Here is a 26,073-nt window from a genome sequence, read left to right as displayed (position 1 = left end):
AAAAGTTGACAACAAGAGACACTTCTAGGGGTTCGAGGAAGGGGTGAGCGGTGACGATGCCCGAACGCGATGAGCCGACCGGCGCGCTGGTGCGGCCGTACGCCGTGACCCGTGGTCGGACCCGACCGAAACTTGAGATAGCGCTGGAAGCGCTGGTCGAGACAACCGTTCGCGGCCGATCTGGCATGATGCGCGGCGGGCAGGGTGGAAGCGAGCATCAGTACATCGCGGAGATGTGCGACGGCGGCCGCGTTCAGTCGTTGGCCGAGATCGCCGCACGCATGCAACTGCCGCTCGGTGTGGCTCGAGTGATCGTCGCCGACATGGCCACTGACGGCCTTGTCGCGGTGTATGAGCCCACCTCGCTGGACGACGAGACCGACGCGGTAGGCACGGAACTGCTGGAAAGGGTGCTGAGTGGACTTCGCAGGCTCTGACATGTCGCACCGTCCCTCTGCGGGGCGCGTGACGTCGGCGAAGATTGTTATCGCCGGCGGGTTCGGCGTCGGTAAGACGACGCTGGTCGGGTCGGTCTCGGAGATCACCCCGCTCACCACCGAGGCCATCATGACCTCGGCGGGTGTGGGTGTCGACGACAACCGGCAGGTCCCGGGGAAGATGACGACCACCGTCGCCATGGACTTCGGCCGAATCAGCATCGACCGCGACCTGATTCTCTATCTGTTCGGCACACCGGGCCAGACGCGTTTCTGGTTCATGTGGGACGAACTGGTGCGGGGCGCGATCGGTGCGGTCGTGATGGTGGACACTCGGCGTCTCGCCGACTGCTTCGCCGCGATCGACTTCTTCGAGCACCGTCGCCTTCCGTACCTGATCGCGATCAACTGCTTCGACGGCATGCAGTATCACAATGCTCAGGACGTTCGGGACGCGCTGGCGATCTCGAGCGACGTCCCGGTGGTGAGCTGCGATGCGCGTAACCGTGAGTCGACGAAGAACGTCCTCATCTCGCTGGTCGAGTATGTGCTGACGATGCGTCGTACCCGCGCCGTAGCGCCCGCCTGACAGTCGGTTGAAACCCCGCTCCGCCCGGCGGAGCGGGGTTTCACCATGTCCTCAGGCGGTCAACAGGGCCGGCAGGTCGGCCAGTTCGTCGATGGCGAGCGCCGGCCGGTACGAGTCCGGGTCGCTCCGCAGCGCGTCGACCCCGGGATAGCCCGCGTTCGTGACGAGCACCGGGCGCATCCCGGCCCGCCGGGCGCCGTCGTGCTCACGGCTGCCGCCGTCACCCACGAACCAGCAGTCGACGGCCGCCACCCCCAGCCGCTCGGCCACGGTGGCGTAGAGCCGCGGATCAGGTTTGCGGTAGCCCTCCTGCCAGGAGAAGACCGCGGCGTCGAGGCGTGGCGCGTACGGGGTCGAGGGCCAGGCCTCGACCAGCTCGCTGGAGCAGTCGCTGATCAGGCCGAGTCGCAGGCCCTCAGCACGCAGGCTGTCGAGCAGGTCCAGGGCGCCCGGGCGCGGCCGGCGTACCCGCTCGGCCCCAGCCGTCTGAGCGGCGACGGCGGCCTCGAGCTCGGCCTCGCCGGGCTCGGCCCCGCAGTGGCGGGCCACGGTCAGCAGGGTCTGCCGGGTGTCCCCGTACCGGCCGACGATGCGGTCCGGAAAGCTCTGGGCCATCGCCTCCCAGAACGCGGCCAGGGGTATGCCGAGCGCGGCGGCCGTGCCGGCGAAGGACGTACGCCGGTGGGCTTCGGCGGCCGGGTCGGTGAGCGTTCCGAAGAAGTCGAAGACGATCGCACGCACGCCGCCATCATGGCAAGCGCCTTATTCGGTTGTGAGCGGTGGGCCGGTTGAGAAGGATCGGTCGTCATGCGCGCCTTTTTGACGGTCGACGATGTGACGGGGCTGGTGGCCCAGCAGTTCGGCCGCGACCGCCGGGTGGCCGGCCTGGACCGGCTCACCGGCGGCACCAAGAAGGGCGTCTACCGGATCCGCCTGGACGACGGGCGATCGGTGGTTCTCTACGTGTGGGCGGACGCCGAGAACTACTGGCCGGAATCGGTCACCGTGCCGGACGACCCGTTCACCGACGCGTCCGGGGCCGAGCTGTTCGTCGCCAACCGGGCGCTGCTGGCCGGGGCGGGCGCGCGCGTTCCGGACCTGCTGTTCAGTGACGTCGATCGGGTGCTGGTCGAGGACGTGGGCGGCGAGACGCTCGAAGCGCGCATGGCGTACGACCGCGCGCCGCTGCTCGAGCTGGGGAGGACGCTGCGGCGCCTGCACACCACCTTCGGGCCGGGGTGGGGGCGGCCGGCTTCAGTGACGTCGCCGGGGCGGCCGCCCGAGGAGATGATCCTCGGGCGTGCGCTGGCTCACCTCGACGCTGTCGCACTCACCGACGGCCGGGTCGCCGCCGCCCGTACCAGGATCGAGGACCACCTCCGCGGGCTCCGGGCCAGGGTCACGGCGCGCGAGGAGTATGCCGTGATCCACGGCGAGCTGGGACCCGACCACGTGCTGATCTCGGCGAACGGCGAGCCAGTGATGATCGACATCGAGGGGGTGACCTACTTCGACGTCGAGTGGGAGCACGCCTTCCTGCAGTTGCGCTTCGGGCCGGCGTACGAGTCCCTGGACCCGGTCGATCTCGATCCGGCGCGGTTGGAGCTCTATCGGTTCGCCCAGGTGATCGGGCTCATCGAGGGTCCGCTGCGGATCGCCGGCACCGATTTCCCCGACCGGCAGTGGATGCTCGACCTGGCCGAGCTGAACATCGGCAAGGCTCTGGCCGCGGTCGCCTAACCGAGCAGCGGGAGCTTGCCGACCAGCTTGTCGACCGGGTTGCGCGGGCCGACGATGCTGACCGCGTAGTAGTCGAGACCGTCGGCCGCCGTGGCGCCCACCGTCTCCAGGTATTCGCTGTAGACGCGGGTCTGCTGGGCCGCGGCCGGCATGTCGGCGACGAAGAAGTCGGCCCGGGCGGCGGCCTTGGCCCGGATCGTGCGCAGGGTGCCGGGGTCGGCCGAGAGCACGGTGCAGCCGGCCCAGGGCAGCCCGGGATGCGCGTTGCCGTCGGCGTCCACCGCGTCATCGCCGAGCAGGCCGGTCACCGCCTGCGAAGTGGCGGCGGCGGTGCAGATGGCGGCGTTGGCCGCCCGCCCGGCGGGCAGGTCGCCGTCGACCACGACGACCCATTTCAGACGAGCCGCGCGGGTGGGCGCGGTGGGATCGATCTCGTCCGCGGTGAATCCGATCATGTTCTGCTCTCTCTGTTCGTTCATGCAGCGTGCGAGCGAAATGCTAGGCAGGTGTTAGGTTCAGCCGCAATGAATCCGTACTTGTCTCGGCAGAAGGATCGAATCGGTGGACCTGGACGAACTAGATACGGCGATCCTGCGGGAACTGCAGTCGGATGCACGGAAGACCAACCGGGAGGTCGCCGCGGCCGTCGGCGTCTCGCCCACGACAGCGCTCGACCGCACCCGGGCCCTGCGCAAGCGCGGCGTGATCCGCGGCGCCCTCCTCGACGTCGACCTCAAGGCCATCGGCCGGCCGGTGCAGGCGCTGATCGCCATCCGGATCCGCCCGCCGTCCCGGCGCAACATCGAGGCGTTCCGCGAGTGGGTCAGCACCCTGCCCGACACCCTCGGGCTCTACGTGACGACCGGCACCGACGACTTCATCGTGCACGTGGCCGTCCCCGACAACGACAGCCTCTACGAGTTCGTGATCGACCGGCTCACCCAGCGGCCCGAGGTGGCCGACGTGCGCACCTCGATCGTCTACGAGCACATCCGTAACAACGGGATCCGTCCCGCCCGCTGACCGCTCGCCGGGGGAGGATGGGCTCATGACGAAGCTCGATGGAAGGCAGATCGCGGCGGAGAAGCTGGACGGCTGGGCCTACCTGCCCGGCGGTCTGCACACCAGGATCGAGACCAAGGATTTCGGTACGGGGCTGGCCCTGGTCAACGCCATCGGCGAGGTGGCCGAGCAGATGAACCACCATCCCGACGTCAACCTGCGCTACTCCGCGGTCGACCTGCGCCTGACCAGTCACGACACCGGCGGGGTGACCACCCGCGACATCCGCCTGGCCCGGGCCGTCTCGTCGGTGGCCTCGGCGCTGGGTCTCCGGCTGTCGGCCGTCGACGTCTCCCGCGCGGAGTGGGCGCTCGACAGCCCGGCCCGCGGCTCGATCATGCCGTTCTGGGCGGCCGTCCTCGCGATGGAGCCGAGGGAGGTCGACATCGTGGATCCGGCCGGCCAGTTGCCGGACATCTGGTTCCAGAAGTCCGGCGGCGAGGAACCCCGCCAGCGCTGGCACCCCGACATCTGGGTCGACCCCGCCCAGGTTCAGCCCCGCATCGACGCGGCCGTCGCGGCCGGCGGCAACCTGGTCAGCGCGGCCGACGCCCCGGCCTTCTGGGTGCTGGCCGATCCGGAGGGCAACCGCGTCTGCCTGTGCACCTGGCAGTCCCGCGACAGCGAGGCGTCAGGCGCGGGCGAGAGTGGCGAGCAGGTGGCGTAACTCGCGCAGAGCGCCCGGATCCTGCCGGCGACCCGAGGTGTCGACGACCTCGGAGACGCCGGCCAGCAGGCGGTTGGCCGTGGCGACCTCACCCAGCTGGGCCAGAGCCTGCGCGGCGAGCCAGTCGCAGTAGGCGCGCGAGGCGCCGGCCGGGCGCATCTGCTCGACCAGGGTCAGGCAGACGTCGTCCATCCCGGCCGCGAGCACCAGCCGAGCCAGGAAATCGGTGCCCTGCAGCCACTCCGGCGTGCCGGGGAAGAGATCCCGCAGCGTCTCCAGGGTCTCGGCCGCTTCCTGCGGGCGACCGGCCCCGATGAGGCTGCGGCCCAGGTCCAGGAGCGTACGGGCGACCAGCGGGCGGTCCTCGGTCGTGAGCTCGGCCAGGGCCAGCCGGGCCAGCTCGGCGTTCCGCGACGCCTTGGCCCGGCGGACGTCCGGCCGGATGTAGCCACGGTGCTTCAGCACGATGGCCGCGCGAGGTGCGACGACGGTGTACGGCGTCCGTCCGTCCGGCGTGACCAGACGCTCGTGCACCCGCCCCTGCCACCGGACGGCGCCCGCCCGGAAGAGGTGAGCGGCCGTGTTCGTGTACGGCAGCTCGTCATGCGCGTTGTCGACCTCGACCTCCACGACGTCGGCCGGGCACTCGGCCAGCATCGCCCGCAGATGCGCCGGGTCCCCTTGGTAGCGCTGGTCGGCGTCGACGCTAAGCACCCAGAGAGCGCTCCACCCGTCCAGAGCCGCAGAGCGGGCCGCGGCGAAGTCGTCGGTCCAGCGACCGTGGGTCACGGTAGCGCCAAGCTCAGCGGCGATCTGAGGCGTCCCGTCCGTCGAGCCGGTGTCGTGGACGTGCACCTCATCGACCAGGCCGGCCAGTGACGCCAGGCAGTCCGGGAGTTCCACCGCTTCATCGCGCACGATGAGGCAGGCCGCCAGAAACGAAGTGCTCACCCCAGCATCCTCGACGAGCAGCCCCCCGAACGAACCCCAAACGCCCAAGCCGCCCGCCACCAGTCCCACCGCCGACCCCACGGCCCGCGCCGCCACCACCGCCGAACTTGCCGGCCTCGCCGCCGAACCTGCGGCGCTCACCGGCGTCGTGGGGAATCAGGTCGCGGAATGCGCTCGGCCCGACCGCTTCGCGTGAGGCGAAGGGGCCGGGCCGAAGGCGGTGAGATCCAGGTGCGTTTCACAACTGGACCCGGGGGCCGGGCCCAGTTATGGAGCGCACCCTAGCGGGAGCCGTAACCCGCGTTGTTGCGGTATTCGTCGGCGCCCTCGCGGTCGCGGGTGAAGTCCCAGCCGCCGGCCGCCTCGCGACCCGGGCGTCCGCCCATGGCGAAGCCGCCGATCTCCTGCCCGCGCCGCCAGCCCCGGAAGTAACCCGTGGTGTGGGCGGCGATGCTCGCCGCGTCACGGACGATGCGCAGCGGGCGCTCGTCGCGCAGCGGTGAGCCGGGCACCAGGTTGGCCTGGGGCACACGCTTGGGCAACCCGGCCGCGGTCTCGGCGGCCACCGCGGGCGTTGCCGCCTTTTCGGCGGCCCGCCAGCCGGTGTCGTTCGGGTTGGTCCAGTCGAGCTTGTCGGTGGTGGCCTCGGTCGGGCCGGTGAACCAGGCCGAGCGGGCCGCCGCGAAGATCAGCAGATCGCCGTCGCTGCTGTCGGCGGCGACCGGCGGCGTGGTGCTGCGGTCGAGCGCGGTCAGTTTCGTCGTCGTCTGGCCCGGGGAGCGGCGGTTGCCGACCAGGCGCAGCGGCGGCGGGTCGGCCGCCGCGGGCGGGCCGGTGATCGTGCTGTCGAGGCCGGTGCTCAGCTGGCCGTCGACCAGGCGCAGGGCCGGCGGCTCCTGAGGCATGTCCTGCCAGGGCGGCCGCACCCGGCCGTCGGCCGGCGGTGCGCTGGCCGAGGCGGCCGGCGTGGTCGCCACGTCGTCGTTGCCGCTGTTGAGCAGCGGCCAGTTGGCCCGCGAGCCGGGCTCGGCCTGCTCCTGGGCGGGGCGCGGCGACGGCATCGGCAGCGAGAAGTCGGTCGCGTCGGCGGCTGGGGCCGACGGGCGGGTCGACGGGCGCGGCGGGATGACCGTGCGCTGACGCTCGGCGCGCACGCTGTTGATCGCCGCGTTGGTCAGCGTGGCCCGGAACGGCTGGCCGGTGTCGGCCGGGCTGGTGCCGTTGGGCACACCGGAGGACGGCGACGCCGCACCCGGCGACACCGAGGCGGCCGGGAACGTGGTGCCGGTCGGCGGGGCCGGGGTGCGCGAGCCCGGCGCCGGGCGCGAGCCCGGCGTGATCGGGGTCATGCCCGGCGGGGGCGGCGGCACCGAGACCGGCCGGTTGCCCGGCGCGGCCGCGCGGTTGGGGAACAGGGAGGCCGCGGGCGCGGCGGGCGGCGGCGCGACCGGCCGGGGCGCCAGGGGCGGCGGCATGACCGGGTCGGGTGCCACCGGCGGCGTGGTGAGCGGCTGCGGGATGACCGGGCCGGTGCCCGTCGAGGCGGGCTCGGGGCGGGTGCGGCGACCGAAACGGCCGCTGTCACCCGGCACGGCCTGCAGCGGAGCGGCCTCGGCGCGACGCGTGCGACGGCCGGCGTCGGCCAGGCCACTGCGGGCGGCGATGGTGCCGATCAGGGAGGCGCAGGCGGCGTCGCCGGCGCGCACCGCGGCGACCGACTGGCGCACCGTCTCGCCCGCCGCCGGAGCCAGCGACTTGTTGACCCCGCCGCGGCGGGGCGACTCGCTGATGGCGACCTGCAGAGCGGTGACCGCGGAGATGATCTCGTCCTCGGTGCCCGCGCCGGCCCGGGTGAGCTCGACCGCGACCTGCTCGGCGATCTGCTGCGGCTCGCCGTGGGCGGAGAGCCGCCCGGGCTCGGGCAGCGCGTCGAGCACGGCGAGGGCGAGCGGGTGGGCCGGGTCGGGATAGGCCCGCAGAGCGGCCGGGTAGAGCTCGCGCAGCACCTCGCGCAGCGCGATGGCGGCCGCGTGCCGCCCGCTGAGCAGGGCCACGTGCGCGGCCAGGACGGGCTTGTAGCTGACCAGGTCGCGCGGCACCGGGAGGGTGCCGGCGACCAGGGCCCCGGCCTGCAACGCGCGGGCCAGGCCGACGGCCCGGCGGGCAGCCGGCGGAGCCTGCATCTCGTCGACCGAGTCGTCGTCGGCGAACCGCTCGGCGAAGTCGTCGGCGGTGTCGTCGTCAGCCACGACCAGCGGCCGCCCGGCCGCGGTGAGCAGAGAGGTGACCAGGTGGTCGTCGCTGTCGGCGGCGACCGCGGCGTCGGTGAATCCACTCGTACGTTCCACGAGCAGCGCGCCCAGCTCGGCGTAGCCGCCGGGGTCGTCACTGATCTCATGGACGCCGAGCAGTCGTCCTGCGTCGTCCACCACGGCGATGGTCAGCTGCGCGGCCGAAGCCACACGCACCGATTCATCCGCCGACGCCAGACCGCAGTACACGCGCACGAGCGCCACGGCGTCGTCCTCCTCCCCGGAGACAGCTGTCACTTGGCCAAGGGTTGATGGTCCCTGGTGAGGGGTCAGTCGCGCCAGTCCACAGCCGCGGAGATCTTACCGATTACCGAGCGCCAGCCGAGACTTGCCTGTTGTGCCCCGATTTTCTTCAATCGACGCCGACCGAAGAAGCCACCCATGCCGCCGGTTTCCGCGGAACGGAGCGACTCGTCCAGATCGTCGAGCGGTGAACCGGGCGACAGTGCCAGGATCACCGGCTTGAGCCGGAGTGCGTGACCCAGGTCACGCGCCACCTCGCCGGCGGCGATGAGGAGCGGCAGGTCCCACGTGTCGTGCCCGCCACGCAGGTTCTCCACCACGAGGTCGAGCTCGTAGCGGTCCTCCGGCAGCGGGTCGACGTCGGTCGACTGTACCTGCTCGGCCAGAGTGCCCCAGGTGTCGAGTTGTGCGAGATCGTGCGGAGCACCCGAACGAATGAAGGAGACCAGCGACTCGGGCGTCTTGAAGGCGATCAACCGGCCCTTGTGGGTGAGGAAGGCGGGCACCTCCTCGTCATCCGCCTCGGCGACGGCCTCATCCGAATCGTCCTCGAAGTCGGCCGGATCGGGCTCGTCGGCCGGCCGGTCCTTGCCGGACTCGTCGGCCTCGCCCTGGGCCAGCAGCGCCTGGAACTCGTCGTCGACGATGACCTCTTCGTCGTCGTCCTCGTCGTCGTGGCGGGCGGCGGCCCGCTTGCGCGCCTCGAACGGGTCGTCCTCGTCCTCGACGATCTCGGTCGGCGTCAGCGTGGACGCCGAGCGGTAGGCCCGCAGGGTGAGCGCGACGCCGCTGGGCAGCGCGATCTCGACCGGCTCGATGCCGACCTTGTCCCAGAGAGCGCGCCCGGAGAGTCCGGAGGACTTCGCGGCCTCGGGCGCGGACGCCTCGGGCTCGTCGGACTGGCTGGTCACGGTGACCTCCGGGATCGATCTGGCTGACGGGACGGGTGATTCTGCCGACACACCCTAGTGTGCGTGCCTGGGGACGGGCTGACCGTCCCCCGCACATGGGTGATGACCGGCGTGAACCGGTCAGAAACCCTTCGGGTGCCAGACGGTCTTGATCTCCAGCAGGGCGGTCATCGGACCCGTGCCCGGGTCTCCCGAGTAGTCAACGCCCGAGACCGGCCGGAGGACCCGCTTGAGCGTGCCCGCCGCCGCCCGTTCGAGGTCGGTGGCCAGTCCGGGGTCGTCGACGCCGGACAGGTCGAGCGCGTTCACGTCGTCGTGCGAGGCCAGCCAGGGCGCGATCTCGGCGCCCTTTCCGGTGAGGATGTTCACGACGCCGCCCGGCACGTCCGAGGTGGCGAGCACCTCGGCCAGGGTGATCGCGGCCTGCGGGTTGGACGCGACAACAACCACCGTGTTGCCGGTGACGACGGCCGGGGCGATCACGCTGACCAGGCCGAGCAGCGACCCCGGGGCGACCACCCCGACCACGCCGGTGGGCTCGGGGGCCGAGATGTTGAAGAACGGCCCGGCGACCGGGTTGGCGTTGCCGGCGACCTGGGCGATCTTGTCGGACCAGCCCGCATACCAGACCCAGCGGTCGATCGCGGCGTCCACCTCGGCCGCGGCGACACCCAGGGCGACGAACTCGGCCCGGCGGGCCTCGATCATCTCGGCGATGCGATAGAGGACCTGGCCGCGGTTGTACGCCGTGGCGCCGGCCCATTTCGGCTGAGCCGCGCGGGCGGCCAGCACCGCGTCGCGGGCGTCCTTGCGGGAGGCGAGGGCCACGTTGTCGCCGTCCACCAGATAGGTCCGTCCTGACTCGCTGCGCGGGAACTTCCCGCCCACGTACAGCTTGTAGGTCTTGCGAACGGCCAGCCGCGAACGGTCCGCGACGGCGGTCGGCGCCGACGTCTTGGGTGACTTAGGCAAGGTACGCCTCCAGGCCGTGGCGGCCGCCCTCGCGACCGTAACCGGACTCCTTGTAACCGCCGAACGGCGAGGTGGGATCGAACTTGTTGAACGTGTTGGCCCAGATCACGCCGGCCCGGAGCTTGTCGGCCACGGCCAGGATCTGCGAGCCCTTCTCGCTCCAGATGCCGGCCGACAGACCGTACGGGGTGTTGTTGGCCTTTTCGACGGCCTCGGCCGGCGTCCGGAAGGTCAGCACCGACAGAACCGGGCCGAAGATCTCCTCACGGGCGATCCGGTGGGCCTGGGTGACACCGGTGAAGATCGTCGGGGCGAACCAGAAGCCGCGGTCGGGCAGATCGCACGGCGGCGACCAGCGCTCGGCGCCCTCGGTGCTACCGATTTCCGACAATTCGATAATCCGGTCGAGCTGGGCCCGGGAGTTGATCGCGCCGACGTCGGTGTTCTTGTCGAGCGGGTCGCCCACCCGCAGCGTGGCCATCCGGCGGCGCAGCGAGGACAGCAGCTCCTCGGCGATCGACTCCTGCACCAGCAGCCGGGAGCCCGCGCAGCAGACGTGGCCCTGGTTGAAGAAGATGCCGTTGACGATGCCCTCGACGGCCTGATCGATCGGCGCGTCGTCGAAGACGATGTTGGCCGCCTTGCCGCCCAGCTCGAGCGTCAGCCGCTTGCCGGTGCCCGCCACCGAGCGGGCGATCTGCCGCCCCACCTCGGTCGAGCCGGTGAAGGCGACCTTGTTGACGTCGGGGTGCTCGACCAGATAGCGGCCGGTGTCGCCGGCGCCGGTGACGATGTTGACCACGCCCGGCGGCAGGTCGGCCTGGCGGCAGACGTCGGCGAAGAAGAGCGCGGAGAGCGGGGTCGTCTCGGCCGGCTTGAGCACCACGGTGTTGCCGGTGGCCAGGGCGGGCGCGATCTTCCAGGCCAGCATCAGCAGCGGGAAGTTCCACGGGATGACCTGCCCGGCCACGCCCAGCGGGCGCGGGTCGGACCCGAAGCCCGCATACCGCAGCTTGTCGGCCCAGCCGGCGTAGTAGAAGAAGTGCGCCGCGACCAGGGGCAGGTCGACGTCGCGGGACTCCTTGATCGGCTTGCCGTTGTCGAGCGACTCGAGGACGGCCAGCTCGCGGGAGCGCTCCTGGATGATCCGCGCGATGCGGAACAGGTATTTGGCGCGTTCCGAGCCGGGCAGAGCGGACCAGCCGGTGAAGGCGCGCCGGGCCGCGGCGACCGCCCGGTCGACGTCCTCGGGGGAGGCGAGGGCGACCTCGGCCAGCACCTCCTCGTCGGCCGGGTTGATCGTCTTGAAGGTGTCCTTGGCCTCGCCGAACTCGCCGTCGATGAACAACCCGTACGACGGGGCGAGCGAGACGATCGAGCGGGACTCGGGGGCGGGAGCGTATTCGAACATTTATCCGCAGTCCTCCTGCAGTGCGGCGGCGCCGCTTCGGATGAGCACTGCCTCAGTCCAGGGTGAAGTAGTCCGGACCGGCGTAGTGGCCGGTGGTGAGCTTGGTGCGCTGCATCAGCAGGTCGTTGAGCAGCGAGGACGCGCCGAACCGGAACCAGTCGGGGCTGAGCCAGTCGTCGCCGCAGGTCTCGTTGATCATCACGAGATACTTGATGGCGTCCTTGGTGGTGCGGATGCCGCCGGCCGGCTTGACCCCGACCTGACGTCCATATCGCTCGCGGAAGTCGCGCACCGCCTCCAGCATCACCAGCGTGACCGGCAGGGTGGCGTTGACGCCGACCTTGCCGGTGGACGTCTTGATGAAGTGGGCGCCGGCCAGCATCGCCAGCCAGGACGCGCGCCGGACGTTGTCGTACGTCCCGAGCTCGCCGGTCTCGAGGATGACCTTGAGGTGGGCCGGACCGGCCGCCTCCTTGACCGCGACGATCTCGTCGAACACCTTGCCGTAGTCGCCGGCCAGGAACGCGCCCCGGCTGATCACCATGTCGATCTCGTCGGCGCCGCCGGCCACCGCGTCGCGGGTGTCGGCCAGCTTGACGTCGAGCGGCGCCTGCCCGGACGGGAAGGCGGTCGCGACGCTGGCCAGGTGAACACCGGAGCCGGCCAGCACGGCGGCCGCCGTCGGCACCATGGCCGGATAGACGCAGACCGCGGCGACGGCGGGGCAGGTCGGGTCGGCCGGGTCGGGCCGCAAGGCCTTGGCCGAGAGCGCGCGGACCTTGCCCGGGGTGTCGGCGCCCTCGAGGGTGGTGAGGTCGACCATCCGGATGGCCAGGTCGATCGCCTGGGCCTTGCTGCTGGTCTTCACCGATCGGGTGCCCAGCGCCGCCGCCCTGGCCTCGATGCCCACCTTGTCGACCCCGGGCAGTCCGTGCAGGAAGGTCCGGAGATCGGCGGGCGAATCGGGCAGGCCGGACAGCCTTGACGTCGCTGTCGCAGTCATGAAAACGATTCTACGCAGGGCCCCGACAGTTGATCTTGAAATGACCGGTAGGTTGATCGCCGTGGACGTACTCGTCGTAGATCACCCGCTGGCTCAGACCCGCCTCACCGCGATGCGCAAGGCGGAGACCGACTCCGGTGTCTTCCGGGCGTCCCTGCACGAGCTGACCACCATGGTGGTCTACGAGGCGGCGCGCTCGTTCGCCACCGAGACCTATCCGATCAGCACGCCGGTGGCCCCCACCGAGGGCATCCGGCTGGCCAACCCGCCGCTGATCGTCCCGGTGCTGCGAGCCGGCCTGGGCATGGCCGACTCGGCGCTGGCGCTGCTGCCCGAGTCGTCGATGGGCTTCGTCGGGCTGGCCCGTGACGAGCACACCTATGAGCCCCGCGCCTACATGGAGTCGCTGCCCGGCGACCTCTCCGGTCAGCCGGTGCTGGTGCTCGACCCGATGCTGGCCACCGGCGGGTCGCTGCTGCACTGCTGCAAGCTGCTGGTCGACCGTGGCTGCACCGACGTGATCGTCTGCTGCGTGCTGGCCGCGCCCGAGGGCATCAGCCGCCTCGAGAAATCGGGCCTGCCGCTGCGCCTGGTCACCGCCTCGATCGACGAGGGCCTGAACGAGAAGAAGTACATCGTCCCCGGCCTGGGCGACGCCGGCGACCGCCAGTTCGGCGGTATGCGCAGGTTCTAGGATCGCCGTCGTGCAAGCGATCCTCGCAACCCTCGGTTATGTGCTCTCCCCAGCCGCCGACAAGGTGCTGATGGTCCGCCGGGACACCCGTCCGGACGATCTGCATTACGGCAAGTACAACGGCCTGGGCGGCAAGCTCGAACCGGACGAGGACGCGGTGAGCGGCCTGCGCCGCGAGATCCGCGAGGAGGCCGGCCTCGAGTGCGACCGCGTCGACCTGGCCGGCACGATCTCCTGGCCCGGCTTCGGCCGCCACGGCGAGAACTGGTTCGGCTTCCTCTTCCGCATCCCCCTCTGGACCGGCACCCCCCTCTCCGGCAACAACGAGGGCAGCCTCCACTGGATCCCGGTCGCCGACATCCTGGCCGCCCGCATCCCCATGTGGGATTCCGACCACCACTTCCTCCCCTTGGTCTTCGCCGACACCCCCACCGTCTTCCACGGCGTAATGCCCTTCCAAAACGGCAAAGCCCTGACTTGGTCTTATTCGACTTAGTACCCGACCGCACCCAAGTCGCACGTCGACCTCCCAGGGCGAAGTGCCAGCCGAGCGGAGCGAGGCCATCAGCACAGCAACCGGGATATAACCGACCTGGCGACTGGATTGCGTGACTGGGGACACTATCGTTGCCATCCATGACCACCATCCCTCTCGCCGAGGAACTGCTCCTTCTCGCATACGACGACCGGACCGGCAAGGCGACCGGATCCCGCATCGGGCTCGACCTCGGCATGGCCGCGGCCGTGCTGGTCGACCTCGCCCTGGCGGGGCGGATCGCATACGTCGACGGCTACCTCAAGGTCATCGACCCCAGCCCGATCGGTGACACGATCGCCGACGCCGTGCTGGCCAAGGCAGCCGACGACGAGCCGCACACCCCCGCCCAGTGGTTGCAGCGCCTGCGGCACCGCCTGCGCATCCGGGTCCTGGAGGACCTGGTGGCCCGCGGCGTGATCCAGGACGTGGACGAGACCCAGATGGGCGTCATCCACGTGCACCGCTACCCGACCACCGACCACGCCTTCGAGGCCGAGATCCGGGCCCGGCTGGCCGAGGCGCTGACCAGTGCGGCCGTGTGCGACGAGCGCACCGCCGCCCTGGCCACCCTGCTGGTCGCGTGTCGCATGGAGCCCAACCTGCGGCTGCCGGCCGACGAGGTGGCGCGGGCCCATGAGCGGCTTGAGCAGATCGCCTCGGGCGCCGGCTTCATGGCCGGCGGCAACCTGGAGGACTCGATCGTCCGGCCCAGCGTGGCCCTGGTCGTGGCGACGCTGGGCAAGGCCATCTCGGCCGCCCTGGGCGCACCGAAGCCGGCCTAGACCCCCAGGGTCTCGGCGATCTCCCGGCGCAGGGTGACCAGTCCTTCGGCCGCCCGGGCGCGGCCGGCGGTCAGGTCACCCCCGGTCACCGTTTCCACCACCTCGAGGTACGCCTTGAGCTTGGGCTCGGTGCCCGACGGGCGGATGACCGCGCGCGCCGAGGCCGTGCGGAAGGTGAGCACGTTGTTGGCCACGTCGTCGGTCACGCTCGCGGCCGCGCCGAGCAGCGTGGCCGGTGGCGCCTGCCGGGCCCGGGTCATCGCCGCCCCGATCTCGGCCAGGTCGTCGACCCGCACCGAGAGCTGGTCGGTGGCGTGCACCCCGAACTCGGTCGCGAGCTCGTCGAGCCGGTCGGCCAGTGTCCGCCCCTCGGCCTTGAGCCCGGCCGCCAGCTCGGCCACGGTGAGCGCGGCGGTGACGCCGTCCTTGTCGCGCACCATGCCCGGCGCCACGCAGTAGCCGAGCGCCTCCTCGTAGCCGTACGCCAGCTCGTCGGCCGCCCGCACGATCCATTTGAACCCGGTCAGCGTCTCGGCGTAGGGCACTCCCCGGGCGACGCAGAGCCGGCCCAGCAGCTGTGACGAGACGATCGTGGTCGCGTACGTCCCCGGCACGCCCCGCCGGATCAGGTGATCACCGAGGAGCGCCCCTAGTTCGTCGCCGCGCAGCGCCCGCCACCCACCGTCGCCGGTCGGGATGGCCACCGCGCACCGGTCGGCGTCCGGGTCGTTGGCGATGGCCAGGTCGGCCCCCGTGGCGGCGGCCAGCGCGAGCAGCAGGTCCATCGCGCCCGGCTCCTCCGGGTTGGGGAAGGCGACGGTCGGGAACTCGGGGTCGGGCTCCGCCTGCTCCGGCACCACGACCGGGGCCGGGAAACCGGCGGCCTCGAACGCGGCGAGCAACGTCGCGCCTCCGACCCCGTGCAGGGGTGTGTAGGCCACGGCCAGGTCCCGTGGCCCGCCCGCCGTCAGCACGGCCGCGGCGCTCCGGGCGTACCCCTCGATGGTCTTGTCGTCGACGAGCGTGCCCGCGGGACCCAGCGGGATCTCGGTGATCGACCCGACGGCGCGGATGGCCGCCTCGATGCCCGCGTCGGCCGGCGGCACGATCTGGGCGCCGTCACCGGCCGGGCCGCCCAGCTCACGGCCCAGATAGACCTTGTAGCCGTTGTCCTGCGGCGGGTTGTGACTGGCGGTGACCATGACTCCCGCGACCGCGTCGAGGGCCCGGACGGCGTACGCCAGCACGGGGGTCGGCTGCAGCGAGGGCATGACGATCGCCTCGCGCCCGGCACCGGTGGCGACCCGGGCGGTCTGCTCGGCGAACTCCCGGGAGCCGTGCCGCGCGTCGTACCCGATGACCAGCGGACCCCGGCCACCCTGCGCGGCCAGCCAGGTGACCAGCCCGGCCGCGGCCCGGGTGACGACGGCCAGGTTCATCCCGTTCGGCCCCGCCCGCAACCGCCCGCGCAGCCCGGCCGTGCCGAAGGTCAGCGGGCCGGCGAAACGGTCCCGCAGCTCGGCCGCGGTGCCGGGCAGCCCGGCGATCAGCCGGGTCAGCTCGTCCCGCGTGGCCGGGTCGGGGTCGTCCGCGAGCCAGGTCTCGGCCAGGGAGCGAAGTTCGTCAGGCGCCATCAGGGATTGATAGCACGATCGGCGGAATCAGGAGGCCTGCAGGGCGTAGGTCTTGATCATCTGGTCGAAGATCGGCTTGCTCGCGGCGAACTGCGATTCCTTGGCGGTGAGGAAGAACGAATACGACTTGCCGCCCGCGATGACCGCGCCCCACAGCCCGTGCCGGCCGTCGGGGCCGGTGCCGCAGGTGTATTCGAGCACCGCGCCGTCGCGATCGGAGATCTTGGCGTCGCTCAGGCCGACCCGTGCGTACGGCTTGGGGCAGTTGGTCGAACGGGTCTTCAGTGTGTTCTCGGCACCGCCCAGGAACGACTGCGGCGTGGTGCGCGAGGAGGCGTCCTCGACCAGGATGCGGACCTTGCGCTTGGCGTCGCTGGGGTCCGCGTAGTCGACCCAGACACCGGCTGCCTTGCGGGTCCACCCCTTGGGGACCTCCACCGTGATGCCGCGGTCGCTGTATTCCTGGGTCGGGAGGGCGGCCGGTTTGGCGGCGGAGTTGCCGGTCGAGCCGGCCACCGGCGTCGTGGGGTCGTCCTTGCCCGAGCCGACCAGCGAGAAGACCACGATCAGCAGGACCACGACGGCCAGCGCGCCGCCGCCCGCGATCAACTGCTGATTGCGGGGCCAGCCCTGGACCGTGGTGACCGCCTTGCCGGTGGTCTCCTTGGCGGTGCCGACGACCTTGGCGATCATCGCCTGGCGCTTGGCCGCCGGGCTCATCACGACCGTGCCGCCGGGATTGGGCTCGCGAGCGGCGCGGGCACCGTTCCACGCGTCCCGCGGCGGGAGCACGCTGGTCGTGTCGCCGGTGCGGGCGGCCGGCATGATCCCGGTCGGTGCGGGATCGGGTGCGCGGCGGCGGCCACCACCGGAGGTGGGTGCGTTCTCCTGCTGGAGCTTGGCCAGGTGGTCGGTGAGCGACGCGCCGGGCGCGAGCATGGCCCGGCCGCCGATCTGGCCGCTCGGCGGCGGCGGGATCGGCTGGGTCTCGACCGGGGCCGCGGGCGGCCGCTGGGCGGGGACGACCGAGTAGGGGTCGGTCATCATGTGCGGCGGGCTCGTGCTGGCCAGCGGGCCGGCCAACTGCTGCCGCAGGATGGTGCGGGCGGTCTGCACGTCCATCCGGCGGGCCGGGTCCTTCTCGAGCAGGCCCATCAGCACCGGGGTCAGCGAGCCGGCCCGCACGGCGGGGGTCGGCGGGTCCTCGACCACGGCGTGCATGGTCTCGATCGGGTCGCCCTTGTCGAACGGGGGCCGGCCCTCGACCGCGGTGTAGAGCGTCACGCCCAGCGAGAACAGGTCGCTCGGCGGGCCGAACTCACTGCCCATCGCCCGCTCGGGGGAGATGAAGTGGGGCGAGCCCAGCACCATGCCGGGCGTGGTCAGCTGGACGTCGGTGGGCATCCGGGCCACGCCGAAGTCGGTTAGCACGCAGCGGCCGTCCCCGCAGATCAGCACATTGGCCGGCTTCACGTCGCGGTGCAGCACGCCGTGGGCGTGCGCGACCTCGAGCGCACCGAGCAGCGCGATGCCGATCTTGGCGACCACGCGCGGCGTGACCGGCCCGTCCTCGATCACCATGTCGGCCAGGCTGCGCGCGTCGAGCAGCTCCATCACGATCCACGGCCGGCCGTTCTCGTGGACGACGTCGTAGACCTGCACCACTGCCGGGTGCTGCAGGGCGGCCGCGGCCCGCGCCTCGCGCATGGTCCGCTCGTACATCGAGTCACGGTCGCTCGGCGCCAGGCCGGGCGGGAGGATGACCTCTTTGATGGCCACGTCGCGGCGCAGCAGCGTGTCGGCCGCGCGCCACACCGTGCCCATGCCGCCGTGGCCCACGGCGGCACGGAGGGTGTATCGCCCGCCGATGAGCGTGCCCGGGGCTGCGCGTCCGCTGGCCGGAGCGTTGTTGCCACCGCTCCACGTCGGAATCTGAGTCACTGAGGATGCCACCGAGGGGGTGTAGGGGCCGTCGACCGAACCCCGCTATCTTGCCGTGCCCCCACCCCGATTTGAAAGTCACCGGCGACGTGTTCCGCCGAACTCGACGGTAGGTGACGGTGAAATCGCATTGTGTCGACTGATTCGGACGCAGAGTGCGAAAGTCCTCACGCTCCAGGGTTGAACGAAGCCTTAGGATTTCCGATGTGAACGCGGAGTCGGGTTTCGAGATCAAGCCGGTGTACCGGCCGGGCGACATCCCACCGGATGTCCCGATCGGCGAGCCGGGTGAGTTCCCCTACACGCGTGGCGTCTATCCGACGATGTACACCAAGCGCCCCTGGACGATGCGGCAGTACGCCGGCTTCGGCACCGCGGCCGAGTCCAACGCCCGCTATCACCAGCTGCTGGCGGCGGGCACGATGGGCCTGTCGGTCGCGTTCGACCTGCCCACCCAGATGGGCTACGACTCCGACGACCCGATCGCGCACGGCGAGGTCGGCAAGGTGGGCGTCGCGATCGACTCCCTCGACGACATGCGGCAGCTCTTCGCGGGCATCCCGCTCGACCGCGTCTCCACCTCGATGACGATCAACGCGCCGGGCTCGGTGCTGCTGCTGCTCTATCAGCTGGTGGCCGAGGAGCAGGGCCTGCCCGGCTCGGCCCTGCAGGGCACGATCCAGAACGACATCCTCAAGGAATACATCGCCCGGGGGACCTACATCTTCCCGCCGAAACCGTCGTTGCGGCTGGTCGCCGACACCTTCGCCTATTGCCGGACCGAGATCCCGAAATGGAACACCATTTCGATCTCCGGCTATCACATGGCCGAGGCCGGCGCCTCGCCCGCTCAGGAGATTGCCTTCACCCTGGCCAACGGCATCGAGTACGTACGGGCCGCGCTCGCCGCGGGCCTGGCCGTCGACGATTTCGCCCCCCGGCTGTCGTTCTTCTTCGTGGCCCGCACCACCCTGCTCGAAGAGATCGCCAAATTCCGGGCCGCCCGCCGCATGTGGGCCCGCATCATGCGCGACGAGTTCGGTGCCCAGGACCCGAAATCGCTCATGCTGCGCTTCCACACCCAGACCGCGGGCGTGCAGCTCACCGCCCAGCAGCCCGAGGTCAACCTGGTCCGGGTGGCCATCCAGGCGCTGGGCGCGGTGGCCGGCGGCACCCAGTCGCTGCACACCAACGCCTACGACGAGGCGCTCGCCCTGCCCACCGAGAAATCGGCGCGCCTGGCCCTGCGTACCCAGCAGGTCCTGGCCTACGAGTCGGGCCTGACCGGCACGGTCGACCCGTTCGCCGGGTCCTACGCGATCGAGGCGCTGACCGACGAGGTGGAGCGGCAGGCCACCGATCTGATCGACCGCGTCTTCGCGTACGGGTCGGCGGTCGACGCCATCGAGCAGGGCTTCCAGAAACAGGAGATCGAGACCTCGGCCTACCGGATCGCCAACGAGATCGACAGCGGCGAGCGGGTCGTGGTGGGGGTCAACCGCTTCGTGGCCGACGAGGAGGAGCGCTACGAGCCGCTCCGGGTCGACCCGGCGATCGAGGCCGCCCAGGTGGCCCGGCTGGCCGCTCTGCGCTCGGCCCGCGACGGTCAGGCGGTCGAGGCGGCACTGGCGGATCTGGCGAAGGCCGCCGGCGGAACCGAGAACGTCCTACCGTTGATGAAAGAGGCGTTGCGTCTTCGTGCCACTGTGGGCGAGGTATGCCACACCTTGCGCGGTGTGTGGGGCGTCTACCACCCGGTCGAGCGTTTCTGACCATCGCGTGGCAACGTTGAACGTGTGTCACCTCTGTCTTCGTAACAGGTTGTAGGGGTGAAGGAGCCATCAGCTCCTATATCGAGGGATTTTGTCACCGTGCGCTGTTCCCTACGTACGGGAATGGTGTTGCACAGCGTCACCGAAAACGGTCTAGGCTGTCGCGCGTCACAAGAACCTCATAACTTCGAGATTGATACGGAAGCCGACGTGACTACTACTCTGACGGAGCCCGAAGGGGCTCGAGCGGAGTGGCCCGGGCCTCTGCCCGGCGCCGAGCCCCTGCCCGGTCAGCTCGACCGCTGGCTCGCCTCGCGCGGTGCGGAGCTCGTAGCGATTCGGCGTCACATCCACGCGCACCCCGAGCCCTCCTACCACGAGTTCGACACGGCGGCCCTGGTCGCCCGCGAGCTTGCCGTGGCCGGGCTGTCGCCGCGCCTGCTGCCCGAGGGCAACGGCGTGATCTGCGACATCGGCGAGGGTGACCGGGTCGTCGCCTTCCGGGCCGACCTCGACGCCCTGCCGCTGCAGGACCTCAAGCACGTGCCCTACAAGTCCACGGTGCCCAACGTCGCGCACGCCTGCGGTCACGACGTGCACACCACCGTGATGCTCGGCCTCGGCCTGGCGCTGCAGCAGCTGGCCGAGAAGGGTGAGCTCCCGGGCCGGGTCCGGCTGATCTTCCAGTGCGCCGAGGAGACGGTCCCGTCCGGCGCCCCCAAGCTGATCGCGGCCGGCGCGCTCAAGGACGTCGCCGCGATCTTCGCGCTGCACTGCTACCCGCAGTTGCCGTCCGGCCTGATCGGGGTGCGCTCGGGCCCGTTCACCGCGGCCGCCGACACGGTTGACATCAAGCTCAGCGGCCCCGGCGGGCACACCGCCCGTCCGCACCTGACCGCCGACCTGGTGTACGCGCTGGGCAAGGTCATCGTCGACGTCCCGGCCCTGCTCGGCCGGCGCGTCGACCCCCGCGCGGGCCTGTCGATGGTCTGGGGTGCGGTGCACGCGGGCGAGGCGTTCAACGCGATCCCGGGCGAGGGCGTGGCCCGCGGCACCGTGCGCATCTTGAGCCGGGACGCCTGGCGCACCGCGCCCGAGCTGGTCACCCAGCTCATCAAGGACGTCGTCGCGCCGACCGGGGCGCAGGTCGAGGTGGGATACCACCGCGGCGTGCCGCCGGTGATCAACGACCGGATGGCCGCCGCGGTGATCGCCGGTGCGGCCGGCGCCGCGCTGGGCGCCGAGCGGGTCGTCGAGGCCGAGATCAGCATGGGTGGCGAGGACTTCGCGTTCTACCTCGACCAGGTCCCGGGCGCGATGATCCGGCTGGGCACCGGGGTGCCCGGCTCGGACGAGAAGCACGACCTGCACCAGGGCGACTTCGATGTGGACGAGAGCTGCATCGGATACGGCGTCCGGGTCATGGTCCACACCGCTCTGGCCGCCCTGGCGACAGGCGCGTTCTGAGCTCTTAAGGCTGCTCGGCGGGCGGCCCCGAGACCGGGGGCTGCGCCGCCGGCGGCTGGTGGGCGTACGCCGGTGCGGGCGGCGCGACGCGGCGGCTGCGGTTGAAACGGCGTACGGCGTAGATGACGCCCCAGATCGGCAGGCCGAAGGCGATCAGCCACGGCAGCAGCGCCCCCAGCACGGTCAGCAGCACCCGGAGCGAGGCCAGCAGCGCGTCCCAGCCCGCACCGAGCCCACCCAGGAACCCCGGCGGATCGTCCCCGGCGACCGCCTCGGCCTCCGGGTCGAGCAGCGTGATCGTGATCGTCGAGAGGGCGGTCAGGTCGGCCAGATTCCGCTTCTTGGCCTGCAGCGAAGCCAGGTCGGACTCCCGGGTCGCCACCTCACGCTCGAGCATCACCAGGTCGTTCAGCGACTTGGCCTGGGCGAGCAGTTTGCGGCCGCTGTCGACCCGGGCCTGCTGCACGGTGATCCGGGCGTCCAGGTCGATGGTCTGCTCGGTGACGTCCTCGGTGCTGATCTGCCGGTTCTCCTCGGTGCCCAGCTTGGACAGCTGGTCGACCACCGCGCCGAACTTCTCGGCCGGGATCCGCAGCTCCATCGTCGCGGTGTCGGCCCCGGACCCGCTGCTGCGGCTGTCGCCGCTGACGAATCCACCGGCCGTCTGGGCGATGCCGGTCGCCTTCCCGGCCGCGGCCTCGACGTTCTCCACCCGGACGCTGGTGGTGCCGCGGTAGATGATCGATCGCTGTTCCACCTTCAGGTCGGGCGCCTGGGCCGGAGTGTCGGCGCCCTCCTGCTTCTGCGCCCCGCCCTCGGCCTCGCCCATGGCCGGGGCAGCATTGTCGGCCGCACTGCCCGATGACGCCTGATCGTTGTTGTCCGCCCCGCAACCGGCCAGCAGAACGCCGGCCAGCAGGGCAGTTCCCAGCAAATATGTGGTTCGCGAGCGAAAAGCGCGCATGCTTTCTCCCCATCGGCGTTTCGGTGTGCCCCTGGGACGTGCGGCGGAGCAATTCCGGTTCCGGCAGACTGCGAGATGAGCGGTCACGAATCAGCAGCGGAGGGATCCCGTGCGCATCACGAAGTTCACCCATTCCTGTTTGCGGGTCGAGGGCGCGGGCGTCCTCGTGGTCGATCCGGGCGCGTTCAGCGAGCGGGAGGCCCTCGACGGCGCCGACGCGGTGCTGATCACCCACGAGCACTTCGACCACCTCGACCCCGGCGCGCTCGCCGGGGCGATCGAGAAGAATCCCGGTCTGCGCCTGTTCGCCCACGCCGACGTGCTGAGCGAGCACCCCGGCTTCGCCGAGGTCGCGACGGCGGTCGAGCCGGGCGGCTCGTTCGAGGCCGCGGGCTATCAGGTCCAGGTGTACGGGGGTCAGCACGCGGTGATCCACCCGGACATCCCGCGCATCGCGAACCTCGGCTACCTGATCGCCGACGGGTCCGCCAACCTCTACCACCCCGGGGACTCGTTCACCGTTCCGGAGGACGCGACGGTGGACACGCTTTTCGCGCCGTTGAATGCTCCTTGGATGAAGCTTTCCGAGTCCATCGACTTCGTCCGCGCGGTCAAGCCCGGGCGGGCGTACGCATTGCACGACTATCTGCTGACCGAGACCGGGGCGAAGGTGTCCGACGGACATCTCGAACGACTCTCCGGCACCAAGTACGCGCACGTCGCGCCCGGCACTAGCATCGCCTGACGTGCCCAGTGCGACCGACGACCTGATCCAGCGGCTCTACGAGTCCCCGCCGGACGGCTTCGTCGCGGCCCGGACGGCCGCGATCGAGCAGGCCCGCAAGGCCGGTGACAAGGAGACGGCCAAGCGCCTTGCCGCGCTCAAGAAGCCCACGGTGGCCGCCTGGGTGGTCAACCTGCTGGCGCTGCGCAAACCGGAGCTGATCGAGGAGCTGGTCGAGCTCTCCGGGGCCCTGCGCGAGGCCCAGCGCGGCCTCGACGGCACCGCCTTGCGGGAGCTGACCAACCAGCGCCGCCAGGTGGTCTCGGCGCTGGTCACCGCGGCCGGCAAGCTGGCCCGCACCGAGGAGCCGTCGGCCAAACTGCCGCTGGGCGAGGTCGAGGCGACGCTGACCGCGGCTCTGGCCGAGCCGGAGATCGCCGCCCAGGTGCGCACCGGGCGGTTGATCCGGGCCGCCACCTACGCCGGCTTCGGCGAGGTGCCCCGGCCTCGCTTGCGGCTGGTCACCGACGACACGGACGTCGACGACTCCGAAGTGGACGAGGACGAGGAGCCGGACGAGGACGGCGGCGAGGTTGTCGAGTTCCCGCAGCAGTCGGCTCGCGAGCGGGCCGCGGCCGAGCGCCGCAAGCGCGAGTGGGAGCAACGCCGGCGCGAGCTGCTTCGTGAGCTGACCAACGCGCAGTCGGCCGAGAAGCGCGCCGACACCCAGCTCGAGAAGGCCGAAGTGGCCGAACGTGACGCTGGTCACGTCGTGGAGGATCTGGACGCCGAACTGGCCGAACTGGAACGCAAGCGTACTGAGGCCCAGGCCGACGTGGCCCGCCGCAAGCAGGCCCGCCGCCTCGCCGAACGGGAAGCGGCCGCCGCCCGCCGCCAGGTCGGTGATGTGCAGGCGGCCTTGGAAGACCTCGAATCGGACGAGCCCGAATGCCAATCCGACCGCCCCACCCGCCGCCCTTAAACGGACTAAAGCGATCTTATTGTCCGGCCGAACGGAAAGAATATTTTCCAGAACGTGCCAGGGGGAGCAGAATCGGGCGGGTGACACCCGAACAGGCTGCCGCCACTGCCAAAACGGGACTCGCGACGATCGTGGGCGCCTTTGCCGAGTCGCCACAGACGCTCCGCCGGGCGCGCCTGCTGGGCCTCTCCGGCTGGGCTTATCACGTCTCGGCCCGCGCGGGAGCCCTCGGCGAGGTGCGTCCCGAGACCGTGGCCGCGTCGATCGGCATGATCGCCCCGGAGGCCGTGATCGACGGCTGGGAGGCGACGGCCAAGTCGTCCGCGCCGATGGAGGTGGCCAACTGGCACCTGCACGAGCTGTGCACCTGGGGCGCCGAGCAGCTGGGCGGGTTCCCCCGGCTGACCCGGTTGCACGAGCTGATCGGGCGGGTGGTGGCCGCGGTCGACTACGCCGGGCTGCCGCTGTTCGCGGCCTGGCGGGCCATGCCGGTGGTCGAGCAGGCGCCCGGGGCGCAGGTCGCGGTGCTGCTCCACCTGCTGCATGAGCACCGGCTCGGCGTGCAGCTCGTCGCCGTACGAGCCAGCGGGCTCACCCCGCTGCAGGCGATCATCGCCGGTCCGGAGGGGGAGACGGGCGCGGTCGCGTTCGGCTGGCAGCCGCCCTACCCGCCGGCGGGTCCGATCGTCCGCCGCCTGATCTGGGCCGAGTCGGTCGCCGATGCGATGGCCGGTCAGGCGTACGCGGCCCTTGACCTCGGGGAACGGGTCGAGCTCATCGGACTGTTGGAGTCGTTGCGCCACCGCCTCGCGCAATAAGGGCTCGCCCGGCAGGTCCCACACGTGATCCGATGCCCGGGTGACCGAGCTACCCCACGGCTGGAGCATTCGCCGGCCCACCCTCGACGACGCACCCGCCCTCCTCAAGTTGGTGCACGCCAGCGACATCGCCGCCATCGGCTATCCCGACTACAGCCCGGAAGAGGTGCGCGAAGCCCTCACCGAGCCCAACACCGACATGGCGCGCGACTGCTGGGTCGCGCTCGACGACGGCGGGCGGATCGTCGGCTGGACCTACCCGGGCAACGCGACCGGCGAGAGCCGCGACTTCATCGAGGTGTACGTCTGGCCCGTCGACGGACTGCCGGCCATGCGCCCGTTGCTCGAGCTCATGCTCGCGCGGGTGGCCGAGCGCAAGACGGAGTTCGGCCACGAGACGTACGAGGTGCGGGCCGGGGCGGTGCCGAGCGAGACCGCGTACATCGACCTGCTGACCGAGCACGGCTTCGCGTTCCTCAAGCAGCACGCGCGCATGCAGATCCCGCTGGCCGGCGTGACCCCGGTCGCTTCCGAGCCTCCCGTGGGCGTCACCCTTCGTACGGTCCGCCCCGGTGACGAGGCCGACCTGCGCGCCTTCCACGCCGTCATCGAGCAGGCCTTCCTCGACTCGGACCACCGCAGCGCCTCCTACGAGAGCTGGCGCAGACAGGTCGGCGAGGATCCCGCGCCGGTCTTCGACGAGTGGTTCGTGGCCGAGGTCGACGGGGTTGTCGCGGGCGTGCTCGAGTCGTCGTACGACAGCGACGAGGACTCCGGTGAGGGATGGGTCAAGCGGCTCGCGGTGCTGGGGTCGTACCGGAAGAGGGGTTTGGGCGAAGCGCTGCTGCGCCGGGCCTTCGCCGCCTATGCCGCGAAAGGGCGCGACAAGGCCGGGCTGGGCGTCGACATGGCCAACCCGACCAGGGCCGCGCGGCTCTACCTGGCCGTCGGCATGAAGCCCCTCTACGAGGCCAACATCTACGCCAAGACGATCTAGCCCTCAGGGGAGGACGTGCCGGTGGGGCGGCCGCGCAGATCCTCGACGTAATCGTCGGGGGCGCCGGCCTTCTCCGCCGCCGTCGCGATCTCGCTCAGATACCACGCCGTGGGCAGGCCGCCCTCGTATCCGTTGAAGACGTAGACCCAGGCGCTGAACTCGCCCTCGAGGGTCGAGACACGCACGGTGACCTTCTGGTAAGTGCCCGCGGTCACCCCCTCGACCTCGTCGAGTTGTGACGCATCCCACGGGTGGACGTCGTAGAGCGACACGAAGACACGGTCGCCCGGCGATTCGACGATGGTGGTGACGGCACCCTCCCAGCCGATTTCCTTCTCACCGGCAAAGGTCAGGCGCCAGCCTTCTATCCACCCCACCCCCACCATGGGTGAGTGCGGACAGTAGGCCCGCATGCGGGCCGGGTCGAGGTTTGAGCCATACGCGGCGTAATGACGCACGGCG

General features: G+C 71.1%; 26 protein-coding genes. 14 read left to right on the top strand and 12 right to left on the bottom strand.

What is annotated here, in order from left to right:
* Positions 1–56: 56 nt before the first annotated feature.
* Together NAG42_RS03410 and NAG42_RS03405 are read left to right on the top strand one after the other, a co-directional pair.
* The gene (locus NAG42_RS03410) at positions 57–437 is read left to right on the top strand and encodes a DUF742 domain-containing protein (RefSeq protein WP_221375580.1); all 381 of its coding nucleotides are present in this window, start codon (positions 57–59) and stop codon (positions 435–437) included.
* 1 nt (position 438) lies between these two features.
* Positions 439–1,026, top strand: a complete 588-nt coding sequence (locus NAG42_RS03405; protein ID WP_250028343.1) for a GTP-binding protein — start codon at positions 439–441, stop codon at positions 1,024–1,026.
* 51 nt (positions 1,027–1,077) lie between these two features.
* Here NAG42_RS03405 and NAG42_RS03400 read toward each other — a convergent pair whose 3' ends face one another.
* Positions 1,078–1,767: an HAD family hydrolase gene (locus NAG42_RS03400; RefSeq protein ID WP_250027800.1), complete on the bottom strand. Its 690-nt coding sequence runs from the start codon at positions 1,765–1,767 to the stop codon at positions 1,078–1,080.
* Between the two features lie 66 nt (positions 1,768–1,833).
* Here NAG42_RS03400 and NAG42_RS03395 point away from each other — a divergent pair, with 66 nt between their 5' ends.
* Positions 1,834–2,766: a phosphotransferase family protein gene (locus NAG42_RS03395; RefSeq protein ID WP_250027798.1), complete on the top strand. Its 933-nt coding sequence runs from the start codon at positions 1,834–1,836 to the stop codon at positions 2,764–2,766.
* On the opposite strand, the gene NAG42_RS03390 is transcribed toward NAG42_RS03395, so the two are convergent.
* Complete coding sequence (locus NAG42_RS03390; protein ID WP_250027795.1) at positions 2,763–3,221, bottom strand: DUF2000 domain-containing protein; 459 nt, start codon at positions 3,219–3,221, stop codon at positions 2,763–2,765. The genes NAG42_RS03395 and NAG42_RS03390 overlap by 4 nt on opposite strands.
* Before the next feature lie 106 nt (positions 3,222–3,327).
* Between NAG42_RS03390 and NAG42_RS03385 the strand changes: the two genes are divergently transcribed.
* Positions 3,328–3,789 (top strand): Lrp/AsnC family transcriptional regulator, encoded by a 462-nt coding sequence (locus NAG42_RS03385; protein WP_250027794.1) that lies wholly within the window; start codon positions 3,328–3,330, stop codon positions 3,787–3,789.
* 25 nt (positions 3,790–3,814) lie between these two features.
* A complete protein-coding gene (locus tag NAG42_RS03380) occupies positions 3,815–4,495 on the top strand; it encodes a 4a-hydroxytetrahydrobiopterin dehydratase (protein WP_250027793.1) in 681 nt (226 codons plus the stop codon).
* Here NAG42_RS03380 and NAG42_RS03375 read toward each other — a convergent pair.
* The 6 genes from NAG42_RS03375 to deoC all read right to left on the bottom strand — a co-directional run bounded on the left by NAG42_RS03375 (position 4,460) and on the right by deoC (position 12,298).
* Complete coding sequence (locus NAG42_RS03375) at positions 4,460–5,446, bottom strand: glycosyltransferase (protein ID WP_250027791.1); 987 nt, start codon at positions 5,444–5,446, stop codon at positions 4,460–4,462. The two genes, NAG42_RS03380 and NAG42_RS03375, sit on opposite strands and share 36 nt — an antisense overlap.
* 281 nt (positions 5,447–5,727) lie before the next feature.
* Complete coding sequence (locus NAG42_RS03370; protein ID WP_250027789.1) at positions 5,728–7,995, bottom strand: transposase; 2,268 nt, start codon at positions 7,993–7,995, stop codon at positions 5,728–5,730.
* Between the two features lie 32 nt (positions 7,996–8,027).
* Positions 8,028–8,912 carry a SatS C-terminal domain-containing protein gene (locus NAG42_RS03365; protein WP_250027788.1) on the bottom strand — a complete coding sequence of 295 codons (885 nt, stop codon included), beginning with the start codon at positions 8,910–8,912 and terminating at the stop codon, positions 8,028–8,030.
* 120 nt (positions 8,913–9,032) lie between these two features.
* On the bottom strand, positions 9,033–9,884 hold the full coding sequence (locus NAG42_RS03360) for an aldehyde dehydrogenase family protein (RefSeq protein ID WP_250027786.1): 852 nt from the start codon (positions 9,882–9,884) through the stop codon (positions 9,033–9,035).
* A complete protein-coding gene (locus NAG42_RS03355) occupies positions 9,877–11,295 on the bottom strand; it encodes an aldehyde dehydrogenase family protein (protein ID WP_250027785.1) in 1,419 nt (472 codons plus the stop codon). The genes NAG42_RS03360 and NAG42_RS03355 overlap by 8 nt, the downstream gene beginning before the upstream one ends.
* 52 nt (positions 11,296–11,347) lie before the next feature.
* A complete protein-coding gene (gene deoC, locus NAG42_RS03350) occupies positions 11,348–12,298 on the bottom strand; it encodes a deoxyribose-phosphate aldolase (RefSeq protein WP_250027783.1) in 951 nt (316 codons plus the stop codon).
* Between the two features lie 61 nt (positions 12,299–12,359).
* Between deoC and upp the strand changes: the two genes are divergently transcribed.
* The 3 genes from upp (at position 12,360) to NAG42_RS03335 (ending at position 14,312) form a co-directional block, all read left to right on the top strand.
* The gene (upp, locus tag NAG42_RS03345; protein WP_250027782.1) at positions 12,360–12,992 is read left to right on the top strand and encodes a uracil phosphoribosyltransferase; all 633 of its coding nucleotides are present in this window, start codon (positions 12,360–12,362) and stop codon (positions 12,990–12,992) included.
* Positions 12,993–13,002: 10 nt separating this feature from the next.
* Positions 13,003–13,488: an NUDIX hydrolase gene (locus NAG42_RS03340; RefSeq protein WP_250027780.1), complete on the top strand. Its 486-nt coding sequence runs from the start codon at positions 13,003–13,005 to the stop codon at positions 13,486–13,488.
* Between the two features lie 140 nt (positions 13,489–13,628).
* On the top strand, positions 13,629–14,312 hold the full coding sequence (locus NAG42_RS03335; RefSeq protein ID WP_250027779.1) for a GOLPH3/VPS74 family protein: 684 nt from the start codon (positions 13,629–13,631) through the stop codon (positions 14,310–14,312).
* Here NAG42_RS03335 and NAG42_RS03330 read toward each other — a convergent pair.
* The gene (locus tag NAG42_RS03330) at positions 14,309–15,946 is read right to left on the bottom strand and encodes a phospho-sugar mutase (RefSeq protein WP_250027777.1); all 1,638 of its coding nucleotides are present in this window, start codon (positions 15,944–15,946) and stop codon (positions 14,309–14,311) included. The genes NAG42_RS03335 and NAG42_RS03330 overlap by 4 nt on opposite strands.
* Positions 15,947–15,973: 27 nt before the next feature.
* Positions 15,974–17,887 (bottom strand): serine/threonine-protein kinase, encoded by a 1,914-nt coding sequence (locus tag NAG42_RS03325; RefSeq protein WP_250027776.1) that lies wholly within the window; start codon positions 17,885–17,887, stop codon positions 15,974–15,976.
* 206 nt (positions 17,888–18,093) lie between these two features.
* Here NAG42_RS03325 and NAG42_RS03320 point away from each other — a divergent pair, with 206 nt between their 5' ends.
* On the top strand, positions 18,094–19,659 hold the full coding sequence (locus tag NAG42_RS03320) for an acyl-CoA mutase large subunit family protein (RefSeq protein WP_438872352.1): 1,566 nt from the start codon (positions 18,094–18,096) through the stop codon (positions 19,657–19,659).
* Between the two features lie 210 nt (positions 19,660–19,869).
* Complete coding sequence (locus tag NAG42_RS03315) at positions 19,870–21,126, top strand: amidohydrolase (RefSeq protein ID WP_250027775.1); 1,257 nt, start codon at positions 19,870–19,872, stop codon at positions 21,124–21,126.
* 4 nt (positions 21,127–21,130) lie between these two features.
* Here NAG42_RS03315 and NAG42_RS03310 read toward each other — a convergent pair whose 3' ends face one another.
* The gene (locus NAG42_RS03310; protein ID WP_250027774.1) at positions 21,131–22,090 is read right to left on the bottom strand and encodes a DUF4349 domain-containing protein; all 960 of its coding nucleotides are present in this window, start codon (positions 22,088–22,090) and stop codon (positions 21,131–21,133) included.
* Positions 22,091–22,199: 109 nt separating this feature from the next.
* On the opposite strand from NAG42_RS03310, the gene NAG42_RS03305 reads away from it, so the two are divergent.
* The 4 genes from NAG42_RS03305 (at position 22,200) to NAG42_RS44780 (ending at position 25,611) form a co-directional block, all read left to right on the top strand.
* Complete coding sequence (locus NAG42_RS03305) at positions 22,200–22,835, top strand: MBL fold metallo-hydrolase (RefSeq protein WP_250027773.1); 636 nt, start codon at positions 22,200–22,202, stop codon at positions 22,833–22,835.
* Position 22,836: 1 nt separating this feature from the next.
* On the top strand, positions 22,837–23,796 hold the full coding sequence (locus tag NAG42_RS03300; RefSeq protein ID WP_250027772.1) for a hypothetical protein: 960 nt from the start codon (positions 22,837–22,839) through the stop codon (positions 23,794–23,796).
* An 80-nt stretch (positions 23,797–23,876) separates the two neighbouring features.
* A complete protein-coding gene (locus NAG42_RS03295) occupies positions 23,877–24,614 on the top strand; it encodes an SCO6745 family protein (protein ID WP_250027771.1) in 738 nt (245 codons plus the stop codon).
* 40 nt (positions 24,615–24,654) lie between these two features.
* On the top strand, positions 24,655–25,611 hold the full coding sequence (locus tag NAG42_RS44780; RefSeq protein WP_250027770.1) for a GNAT family N-acetyltransferase: 957 nt from the start codon (positions 24,655–24,657) through the stop codon (positions 25,609–25,611).
* On the opposite strand, the gene NAG42_RS03285 is transcribed toward NAG42_RS44780, so the two are convergent.
* Positions 25,608–26,069 carry a gamma-glutamylcyclotransferase gene (locus tag NAG42_RS03285; RefSeq protein ID WP_250027769.1) on the bottom strand — a complete coding sequence of 154 codons (462 nt, stop codon included), beginning with the start codon at positions 26,067–26,069 and terminating at the stop codon, positions 25,608–25,610. The two genes, NAG42_RS44780 and NAG42_RS03285, sit on opposite strands and share 4 nt — an antisense overlap.
* Positions 26,070–26,073 lie beyond the last annotated feature (4 nt).

The organism is Paractinoplanes maris, from assembly GCF_023544465.1.
Taxonomy (GTDB): domain Bacteria; phylum Actinomycetota; class Actinomycetes; order Mycobacteriales; family Micromonosporaceae; genus Actinoplanes; species Actinoplanes maris.
The sequence above is the reverse complement of the archived record's forward strand: the minus strand, read 5'-3'. Positions and strand labels throughout refer to the sequence as shown.